General features: G+C 60.3%; 10 protein-coding genes. 2 read left to right on the top strand and 8 right to left on the bottom strand.

The annotated features are described in order from the left end of the window. Positions 1 to 170 precede the first annotated feature (170 nt). On the bottom strand, positions 171 to 380 hold the full coding sequence (locus FEM54_RS16865; protein ID WP_002554837.1) for a cold-shock protein: 210 nt from the start codon (positions 378 to 380) through the stop codon (positions 171 to 173). A 389-nt stretch (positions 381 to 769) separates the two neighbouring features. Between FEM54_RS16865 and dcd the strand changes: the two genes are divergently transcribed. Then, positions 770 to 1,336: a dCTP deaminase gene (dcd, locus tag FEM54_RS16860; protein ID WP_017137166.1), complete on the top strand. Its 567-nt coding sequence runs from the start codon at positions 770 to 772 to the stop codon at positions 1,334 to 1,336. A gap of 107 nt (positions 1,337 to 1,443) precedes the next feature. Further along, positions 1,444 to 1,644 (top strand): hypothetical protein, encoded by a 201-nt coding sequence (locus FEM54_RS16855; protein WP_017137167.1) that lies wholly within the window; start codon positions 1,444 to 1,446, stop codon positions 1,642 to 1,644. A 25-nt stretch (positions 1,645 to 1,669) separates the two neighbouring features. On the opposite strand, the gene pdeM is transcribed toward FEM54_RS16855, so the two are convergent. The 7 genes from pdeM to FEM54_RS16820 all read right to left on the bottom strand — a co-directional run. Next, complete coding sequence (pdeM, locus tag FEM54_RS16850; protein WP_138452024.1) at positions 1,670 to 2,320, bottom strand: ligase-associated DNA damage response endonuclease PdeM; 651 nt, start codon at positions 2,318 to 2,320, stop codon at positions 1,670 to 1,672. Further along, a complete protein-coding gene (locus tag FEM54_RS16845) occupies positions 2,320 to 4,800 on the bottom strand; it encodes a ligase-associated DNA damage response DEXH box helicase (protein WP_138452022.1) in 2,481 nt (826 codons plus the stop codon). The genes pdeM and FEM54_RS16845 overlap by 1 nt, the downstream gene beginning before the upstream one ends. A 57-nt stretch (positions 4,801 to 4,857) precedes the next feature. Beyond that, positions 4,858 to 5,631: an ABC transporter ATP-binding protein gene (locus FEM54_RS16840; RefSeq protein ID WP_138452020.1), complete on the bottom strand. Its 774-nt coding sequence runs from the start codon at positions 5,629 to 5,631 to the stop codon at positions 4,858 to 4,860. A 13-nt stretch (positions 5,632 to 5,644) separates the two neighbouring features. Further along, a complete protein-coding gene (locus FEM54_RS16835; RefSeq protein WP_138452018.1) occupies positions 5,645 to 6,763 on the bottom strand; it encodes a succinylglutamate desuccinylase/aspartoacylase family protein in 1,119 nt (372 codons plus the stop codon). Positions 6,764 to 6,772: 9 nt separating this feature from the next. After that, positions 6,773 to 7,465 (bottom strand): ABC transporter permease, encoded by a 693-nt coding sequence (locus tag FEM54_RS16830; RefSeq protein ID WP_138452016.1) that lies wholly within the window; start codon positions 7,463 to 7,465, stop codon positions 6,773 to 6,775. Continuing rightward, entirely contained in the window at positions 7,462 to 8,190 is a 729-nt protein-coding gene (locus tag FEM54_RS16825) for an ABC transporter permease (RefSeq protein WP_017137172.1), read from the bottom strand. Before FEM54_RS16825 ends, FEM54_RS16830 begins: the two co-directional genes overlap by 4 nt. 60 nt (positions 8,191 to 8,250) lie before the next feature. After that, the coding region (locus tag FEM54_RS16820) for a transporter substrate-binding domain-containing protein (RefSeq protein ID WP_138452014.1) at positions 8,251 to 8,858 on the bottom strand (608 nt) is incomplete at its 5' end.

The following is an 8,858-nucleotide window of genomic DNA, read 5'->3' as shown; positions in this document are numbered from 1 at the left end:
CGGTGTACCTGATACACCGAGGTGTCAGTATCGCAGGCAAGCCAGCTCCCACATAAAGCTCGCTCCCACATTTTTTTGTGCCTGGTATTACCTGGGTGCCGGGACTAAATCCCAGGCATAAAAAAACCCCGCTTTTAAGGGCGGGGTTTTTTCGACTAAGTCAGTACAAGTTAGATAACTTGAACTTCTTCAGCTTGCATGCCTTTCTGACCGCGGGTAGCGATGAAAGAAACCTGTTGGCCTTCTTTCAGGCTTTTGAAGCCGTCGGATTGGATAGCTTTGAAGTGAACGAACAGGTCGTCACCGGATTGTGGAGTGATGAAGCCGAAGCCTTTTTCATCGTTGAACCACTTAACGGTACCAGTTTGGCGATTAGACATGGTGTATCTCCTTGGACAAAGTTAACTGCGACTCAGGAAAAGCCCTGGCCGAGACTGAGTGCAAAGAGCAGGAAAAATTCTTGGAGATGGTTGGATCGAAATTCAACATATCGTGTAGAGATTCTCAGTGACACAAGCAGCACAGTGGCGCCACCTTAACCCTTTTTCCGGGACGTGCCAATGGTATTTCCGAAGGTTTCTCTATTTTCGTGACTGGCGGTGGTATTTACAGTCACCTGGCACTGTAATGTGGGGCCCGGCCCCGCTGGCTGCCGCTTATAGACGGCTGCACATTCATCAACAAATGCCCTGCGCCCTTTGAACCCCAGGGCCAGCCCCGGTAAGATGCCCAACAGAATTTTTCCACCTCGCTATTCAGGACACCCGCCATGAGCATCAAATCGGACAAGTGGATTCGCCGCATGGCGCAAGAACACGGCATGATCGAACCTTTCGTTGAACGCCAGATCCGTGGCGAAGGCGCGGCTCCCGTGATTTCCTACGGTGTTTCCAGCTACGGCTACGACGTACGCTGTGCCGATGAATTCAAGGTGTTCACCAACATCAACTCGGCGATCGTCGATCCGAAAAACTTCGACGAAAAGAGCTTCGTCGACGTTAAAAGCGACGTGTGCATCATTCCGCCAAACTCCTTTGCCCTGGCGCGCACCGTGGAATTCTTCCGTATTCCACGTGACGTGTTGACCATCTGCCTGGGTAAAAGCACCTACGCGCGCTGCGGCATCATCGTTAACGTGACGCCGCTTGAGCCGGAGTGGGAAGGCCACGTGACCCTGGAGTTCTCCAACACCACCACCTTGCCGGCAAAGATCTACGCCAACGAAGGCGTGGCGCAGATGCTGTTCCTGCAGTCCGACGAAGCCTGTGAAGTGTCCTATAAAGACCGCGCCGGCAAGTATCAGGGCCAGCGTGGCGTTACTCTCCCGCGCGCTTGATCGAAAGGTCTTACACGCAAAGGGAATTAGTCTGCGTGAAGTGACTCTATTGGGTGTACTGCCTCGGTGCGTGCAAAACGCGCCGAGCCACGCTTGAGGAGTACTTTATGAAGATCGACCCGCGAATCAGCGCCGAACTCGCCCGGCTTGAACCCAACCAGATTGGTGTTCTGGCCTGGTCCCTGATGGCCGACCCAGCGTATGCGGGCGGCATCCCTGGCCAACCTGACGAAGATTGGCCGCAGCAGCCCACCGAGCCCGGTGAGCCAGTCCTTCCCGATGAGCCGCCTCCCGCGCCTGTCGCCTGACTTATCAAAAGACATGGCTGGCGCTTCAGCACACCGGCCATACGTCTTGATCGCCGATCACAAATACTCGCCGATCGTCGCTTTTCTCTACGGAGTAACCGCCGGTAAAAGCTCCGAATGCCGGCAGCAAGCTGATCTTCGAGCCGATCTGGAAGCACGGCAAACGCAAACTCTGCCGACCTTTGCCGCGCAACCGGTACACAGGATGCACATGCCCGGCCAGCACATGCTGGCTGGGATGGGCATCCGGCTCATGCTGCAATGCAAACGGCCCCATCAATAGCGGCTCGGCCACCACTTCAATCCTCAAGTCGGCAGGCGGGTCGCCAGCGCGTTTATCGTGATTGCCGCGAATTAAGGTCAGGTTCAGTGCGTGATTGCGCTCGCGCCAGGTTCTCAAGGCGCTCAGGGTGCCGCTGGCGTGCGAACCCGGGCCGTGCAGGAAGTCACCGAGAAAGATCACCTGCGCGCACGGCAGGGCCGATAACAGGCGGTCCAGGCGCTGCAGGTTGTCGGTAGTGGTGCCCTGCGGCACCGGTTGCCCGAGGCTGCGATACGCCGAGGCCTTGCCAAAATGCGCATCGGCGATCAGCAGGCACTGGCGGGCGGGCCAGTAAATCGCCTTTTCCGCCAGCAGCCACAACTCCTCACCCTCAAGCGTCAGCGAATAATGCATCAACGTTTCCCGGTATCCGCGACTTTTTCCAGGTCCTTGACCATGCGTGCAATACGCTCGGACAGCTTCTCCGAACTCATGCTCTCGCGCATTCGCTCAACCAGCAGTGGAAAAGCCAGCGGCGTCGGCCGTTCGATCATGTGCAGGTCGAGTTTCAGCGCCGACAAATGACGCAATGTCTCTTCCAGCCGACGAATATCCAACTCATCACGCAGGACTTCTTCTCCGGCCTGGGTCAGCAAAAGGTTCTCTGGGTCGTATTGTTTGAACACCTCAAAGAACAAGCCGCTGGAAGCCTGCACCTGCCGTGTGCTTTTCGGCGCGCCAGGGTAACCGGCAAACACCAGCCCGGCGATGCGGGCGATTTCGCGAAAGCGGCGCAGCGCCAGCTCACCGGCATTCAAGCTGGCCGCCACGTCCAACAGTAAGTTCGTTGGGCTCAGCAACGCTTGATTCAACACAACCGGCCAGTCCACCGGCGTAGCGCTCAATAGTTCCAGCCCGTAATCATTCACCGCAATCGAAAAGGTCACCGGCTGGCCTTGGCTGACCCTCCACGCCAGCAGGCTCGCCAGCCCCAGATGCACCTGGCGACCGGCGAACGGGTAGAGAAACAGGTGCCAGCCTTCCCGCGACTTCAGGGCTTCCGCCAGCAAGTACGCACGTGTCGGCAGTCCAGACCAGCGCAACTGGGTTTGTAACAGGGGTTGCACCGCCCGCATCTCCGGGCCATCGAAGTGCCCGTGGGCGGCTGCATCAAAGCGCTCGACCACCGCCTGCGCCAATTCATTGGATAGCGGCATGCGCCCGCCATTCCAGCGCGGCACGGCAGCCTTTTTCGCGGTGCTGCGCCGTACATACGCGGTCATGTTTTCCACTCGCACCAACTCCAGCAAACGCCCTGCAAACAAAAAACCGTCGCCAGGCTTGAGCCGGGCGATAAAACCTTCCTCGACACTGCCCAGATTCTTGCCGCCGCCGCCCTTGCTCCAGAATTTCAACTGGATACTCGCATCGCTGACGATAGTGCCCACGCTCATGCGATGACGCCGCGCCAGGCGTGCATCCGGCACGCGCCACACGCCATGCTCGTCGGGTTCCACTCGGCGGTAATCCGGATAGGCCGTCAACGACAAGCCGCCATGGCGCACAAACCCCAGCGCCCAGGCCCAGTCGGCGTCAGTCAGGTCACGATAAGCCCAGGCGTCACGCACCTCCGCCAACAGCGCATCCGGGGTAAAACCACCGCCCAGGGCCATGCTCACCAAGTGTTGTACGAGCACATCCAATGGCTTGTAGGGCGATTCGCGAGCTTCGATGCGCCGCTGCGCTATCGCGTCCTGGGCGGCGGCGGCTTCCACCAGTTCCAGGCTATGGGTTGGCACCAACGTCACCCGTGATGGCCTGCCTGGCGCATGACCAGAGCGCCCGGCGCGCTGCATCAGGCGTGCCACGCCTTTGGCCGAGCCGATTTGCAGCACGCGCTCCACTGGCAGGAAATCCACACCCAGGTCCAGGCTTGAGGTACACACCACGGCCTTGAGCTGACCGTCTTTCAGGGCCCGCTCCACCCAGTCGCGTGTTTCACGCGACAGCGAGCCATGGTGCAGGGCAATCACGCCCGCCCAGTCCGGACGCGCCTCCAGCAACGCCTGGTACCAGATCTCCGACTGTGCCCGCGTATTGGTAAACACCAGGCAACTGCTGCTGGCGTCCACTTCGGCCACCACCTGCGGGAGCATCTTCAAGCCGATATGCCCAGCCCAGGGAAATCGCTCGGTGGTCGGCGGTAACAAGGTGTCGACCTTCAGTTCTTTAGCCGTCTGCCCCTGCACATTGATCCCACCGCCTTGTGGGACAAGAACCTCAAGGGCGTGAGACTGATTGCCCAAGGTCGCGGAAATCCCCCACACCATCAAATCCGGATGCCAACGCCGCAAGCGCGCCAACGCCAGTTGCAGTTGCACGCCACGCTTGTTACCGATCAGTTCGTGCCACTCATCCACGATCACCATGCGCAGGTGCGCCAGGCTGGTCTCACTATCGGCACGCGCGAGCATCAATGTCAGGCTTTCCGGGGTGGTCACCAGCGCGGTGGGCTGACGCCGGGTCTGGCGCGCGCGTTCGCTGCTGCTGGTGTCGCCCGTACGCAGGCCGACACTCCATGGAATCTCCAGTGCCGCCAGTGGCGCCTCCAGGGCGCGCGCCGTGTCGGCGGCCAAGGCGCGCATGGGCGTGATCCACAACACCGTCAGTGGCTCAGCGGGCGCTTTGCGTTTACCGGTGGCGGGCGGGCGAGTGACGGCGAAGCGGTTGAGGGCGGCAAACCACAGCGCATAGGTTTTACCCGCGCCGGTGCTGGCGTGCAGCAGGCCTGATTGGCCGTCTTTAACCGCCGCCCACACGGCTTTTTGAAAGGCGAACGGCTTCCAGCCCTTGGTGGCAAACCATGTTTTGGCGAAATCGAGGGGTTTTGCCATTCGGCGGCTGACGCTCTGGAGGCTCTATGTCAGAGACCCTCCAGGCGTCGCAAAGGTTTACTTCAAGTTACCGCTCAGAAATTGCTGCAGGCGCTCGCTCTTCGGGTTGCCCAACACATCTTCGGGCGTGCCTTGCTCTTCCACCAGGCCCTTGTGCAGGAACAGCACCTGGTTCGACACCTTGCGCGCAAAGCTCATCTCGTGGGTGACCATGATCATGGTGCGGCCTTCCTCGGCCAGGCCCTGGATCACTTTCAACACTTCGCCGACCAGTTCGGGGTCGAGGGCCGAGGTGGGTTCGTCAAACAGCATCACCTCCGGCTCCATGGCCAGGGCGCGGGCGATGGCCACCCGTTGCTGTTGGCCACCAGAAAGGAACGCCGGGTATTGATCGGCCACGCGTGCCGGCAGCCCGACCTTATCCAGGTAGCGACGGGCACGGTCTTCGGCGTCCTTCCTGTCCTTCTTGCTGCAACCCAGTACCCGGCGCGGCGCCATGGTGATGTTTTCCAGCACGCTCATATGGCTCCACAGGTTGAAATGCTGGAACACCATCGCCAACCGCGTACGCAGGCGTTGCAATTCGGCGTCGTCGGCCACGCGCATGCCATGGCGGTCGCTGACCATGCGGATCTGCTGGCCATCAAGGGTCATGGCGCCGTCGTTGGGCGTTTCCAGAAAGTTGATGCAGCGCAAAAAGGTGCTTTTGCCCGAGCCGCTGGCGCCGATCAGGCTGATCACATCACCGGTGTTGGCCTTGAGCGAGACACCTTTGAGCACTTCATTGTCGCCATAGCTTTTATGCAGGCCTTCAACGGTCAATTTGTACATGGGGCGTGCATCCTCAAGGCGAAAGTAGGTAGCCGCTGCGGTAGGCTTGCGTGCCTGCAATATGGCTGATCACCATGCCGGCAGTGGCCATGCGCCGCAGCGAACGGGCGTAAAGCAGGCCGGCATGTTTGCAGTGCACAGGCGTTACGCGGTCAGTAATGGGGTCGATGATTTCGGCGATCAGTTGCCCGGCTTCCAGGTATTCACCGGGCAGGGCGCTGAACACCAGCAAGCCGCCGACCGGCGTGGCCACCGGTTCCACGCCCGCCAGCGGCGTGGCCGGGTAGGGCAGCTCGGGCAGGGGCGCCGCGTCACCTTTAATGGCACCGAAGTGAGTCAGGTAATCGATGATCGCCTGGCAATCCAGCGCCGCCAGGCCGTGGTTGACGTCGCCTTGGCCGCGCAGTTCGACGGTCACCGAAAAGCTGCCCATCGGGATCGGGAAGCGCTCGCCGAAGCGTTGCTGCAACTGCCACCACACCAGCGTGAAGCACTCGTCGAACGACTGCCCGCCGGAGTCGGTCGCCAGCAAGTTGGCTTCCGAGCCGATATAGCGCGCCAGCGGCTCCACCTGCGGCCAGGCCTCGGGGGTGGTGTACAGATGTGCCACGGCTTCAAAGTCGCAATGCAGGTCCAACACCATGTCGGCATCGCAGGCCAGGCGTTGCAACACCAGGCGTTGGGATTGCAGCTGGGTAGCAGGCGTTTGCGCCGCAAGGGCCAGGCTCAGGGCGTCGCGAATAAGCTCGACGTTGTGCGTGGGGTCGTCGCCCAGCAGGTCTTCGACCTGATTGCCGACCTCCTCACTGAGGTCGACAAACAGGCGATTGAAATTTTGCCCGCTTTCCAGCTCGTAGCGGCCCAACGGAATGTCCATCAACACCTGCTCAAGTCCCACCGGATTGGCGATGGGCACCAGCACGATCTCACTGCGCAGGCGCCCAGCCGCCGCCAGCTCCGCCAGGCGCAGCTTCAGGTGCCAGGCCACCAGCATCCCCGGCAGCTCATCGGCATGCAGTGATGACTGGATATAGATCTTGCCTTCAGCCTGTTCCGGGCCGAAGTGGAAACTGTGAACCTGCCGCGCCGTGCCCGGCACCGGCGCGATCAGTTCATGCACCTGATGACGCATGACGACTCCTTAGTGGCTCGGCCCGAGAAAGGCCAGCCAGCGACGTTCCGCCAGACGAAACAGCCCGACCAGCGCGAAGGTCACGGTCAGGTAGATCAGCGCGGCGATGCCGAATGATTGAAAGGTCATGTAGGTGGCCGAGTTGGCATCCCGCGCCACCTTGAGAATGTCCGGCACCGTCGCGGTAAACGCCACCGTGGTCGAGTGCAGCATCAGGATCACTTCGTTGCTGTAGTAGGCCGAGGGCATGATCACATAGGCATACAGCTTCCAACCGCTCAGGCCGTAAGCCTTGGCCGCTTCGACTTCGCCATGAGCCATGCTGCGGATCGCGCCGGCGAAAATTTCCGTGGTGTATGCGCAGGTGTTGAGGGCGAAGGCCAGAATGGTGCAGTTCATCGCGTCGCGAAAGAACGCATCCAGCACCGGTTGCGCGCGCACGGCGGCGATGCTGTAGATGCCGGTGTAGCAAATCAACAGTTGGATATACAGCGGCGTGCCACGAAACAGGTAGGTGTAGAACTGCACCGGCCAGCGTATGGAGCGTTTGCGCGAAACGCGGGCGATGGACAGCGGAATCGAGACCAGAAAGCCGATCACCAGCGCCGCGCTGAGCAGCCACATGGTCATCGCCAGCCCGGTGATGTGCTGACCGTCGCTATAAAGGAAAGGCCGCCAGTATTGCTGGATAAGTTCGATCATCGCACGGCCTCCCGGGACCCAGCGGAGTAGCGGCGCTCAAGCCAGCGCAGGACGACGTTGGATGCACTGGTGATCAGCAGGTAGATCAGCGCCGCGATGACCAGAAAATAGAACAGCTGATAAGTACTCTTGCCCGCATCCTGCGCGGCCTTGACCAGGTCCGCCAGACCGATGATCGACACCAGCGCGGTGGCCTTGAGCATCACCATCCAGTTGTTGCCGATGCCCGGCAAGGCAAAGCGCATCATCTGCGGGAAGGTCACGAAGCGAAACCGCTGCCCGCGCGTGAGCCCGTAGGCGGTCGCCGCTTCCAGCTGGCCACGCGGCACGGCGAGGATCGCGCCGCGAAACGTCTCGGTGAAATAGGCGCCATAGATGAAGCCCAGGGTGATGACCCCGGCGCTGAATGGGTCGATCTCGATGTAGTCCCATTCCATAAAGTCGGTAAAGCCGGTCAGCCAGATTTGCAGGCTGTAGAAAATCAGCAGCATCAGCACCAGGTCGGGCACGCCGCGAATCAAGGTGGTGTAGAGCTGGGCGGGGATGCGGATCAGGCTGACGCTGGACAGTTTGGCGCTGGCGCCGAGCAGGCCCAGCAGGACGCTGACGGCCAGGGAGGCGACCGACAGTTTCACGGTCATCCACGTACCTTGCAGCAACAGCGGGCCGAACCCCTTCAAGCTGAAGGCACCCAGCCCCAGGGTTTGCAAAAGATCTTCAAACATGAATTCAGGACCTAATGGCGATAAAAAAGCGCCCACCGCAAACCGGTGGGCGCCGGGGTGTTATTTACCGCTGTAGAGGTTCAGGTCGCCGAAGTGTTTCTTCTGGATGGTGGCGTAGGTGCCATCATCGTGTAACGCTTTGATACCTTTATCGAGCAAGGCCTTGAGGTCTTTGTTACCTTTTTTGATACCGACCGCAGTTTTGGATGGCAGCAGTGGGTCATCGATGGCCTTGCTGACTTCGTAGTCAGCGCCGGCTGGCGACTTCAAAAAGCCCAGTTCGGCTTGCAGCATGTCCTGTACGGAAGCATCCAGGCGGCCCGAGGTCAGGTCGGCGTAGACCTGGTCCTGGTTGGCGTAGGCCTTGGTGGTCACACCGGCTTTGTCCAGCACGGCCTTGGCGTAGGCTTCCTGGATGGTGCCTTGCTCGTAGCCCACGGATTTGCCCTTGAGGGACTCAGGCGTGGAGAAGTTCGCGCCCTTTTTGAACACCAGGGACGTCGGGCCGGAGAACAGCTCGCTGGAGAAATCGATCGCCTTTTCACGGGCTTCGGTCACGGTCATCGAGGAAATCACGCCGTCGAACTTGTTGGCGTTGAGGCCTGGAATCATGCCGTCGAAGTCGCTTTCAACCCACTTGCACTTCACTTTCAGCTCGGCACAGATCG

This window comes from Pseudomonas edaphica, assembly GCF_005863185.1.
GTDB classification, from domain to species: domain Bacteria; phylum Pseudomonadota; class Gammaproteobacteria; order Pseudomonadales; family Pseudomonadaceae; genus Aquipseudomonas; species Aquipseudomonas edaphica.
Note: the sequence above shows the minus strand (reverse complement) of the source record. Positions and strands in the feature narration are given on the sequence as shown.

Excerpts from the sequence above, each read along its gene's own strand:
- FEM54_RS16865 (WP_002554837.1), bottom strand. The coding sequence starts at position 380 with ATGTCTAATCGCCAAACTGGTACCGTTAAGTGGTTCAACGATGAAAAA.
- dcd (WP_017137166.1), top strand. The coding sequence starts at position 770 with ATGAGCATCAAATCGGACAAGTGGATTCGCCGCATGGCGCAAGAACAC.
- FEM54_RS16855 (WP_017137167.1), top strand. The coding sequence starts at position 1,444 with ATGAAGATCGACCCGCGAATCAGCGCCGAACTCGCCCGGCTTGAACCC.
- pdeM (WP_138452024.1), bottom strand. The coding sequence starts at position 2,320 with ATGCATTATTCGCTGACGCTTGAGGGTGAGGAGTTGTGGCTGCTGGCG.
- FEM54_RS16845 (WP_138452022.1), bottom strand. The coding sequence starts at position 4,800 with ATGGCAAAACCCCTCGATTTCGCCAAAACATGGTTTGCCACCAAGGGC.
- FEM54_RS16840 (WP_138452020.1), bottom strand. The coding sequence starts at position 5,631 with ATGTACAAATTGACCGTTGAAGGCCTGCATAAAAGCTATGGCGACAAT.
- FEM54_RS16835 (WP_138452018.1), bottom strand. The coding sequence starts at position 6,763 with ATGCGTCATCAGGTGCATGAACTGATCGCGCCGGTGCCGGGCACGGCG.
- FEM54_RS16830 (WP_138452016.1), bottom strand. The coding sequence starts at position 7,465 with ATGATCGAACTTATCCAGCAATACTGGCGGCCTTTCCTTTATAGCGAC.
- FEM54_RS16825 (WP_017137172.1), bottom strand. The coding sequence starts at position 8,190 with ATGTTTGAAGATCTTTTGCAAACCCTGGGGCTGGGTGCCTTCAGCTTG.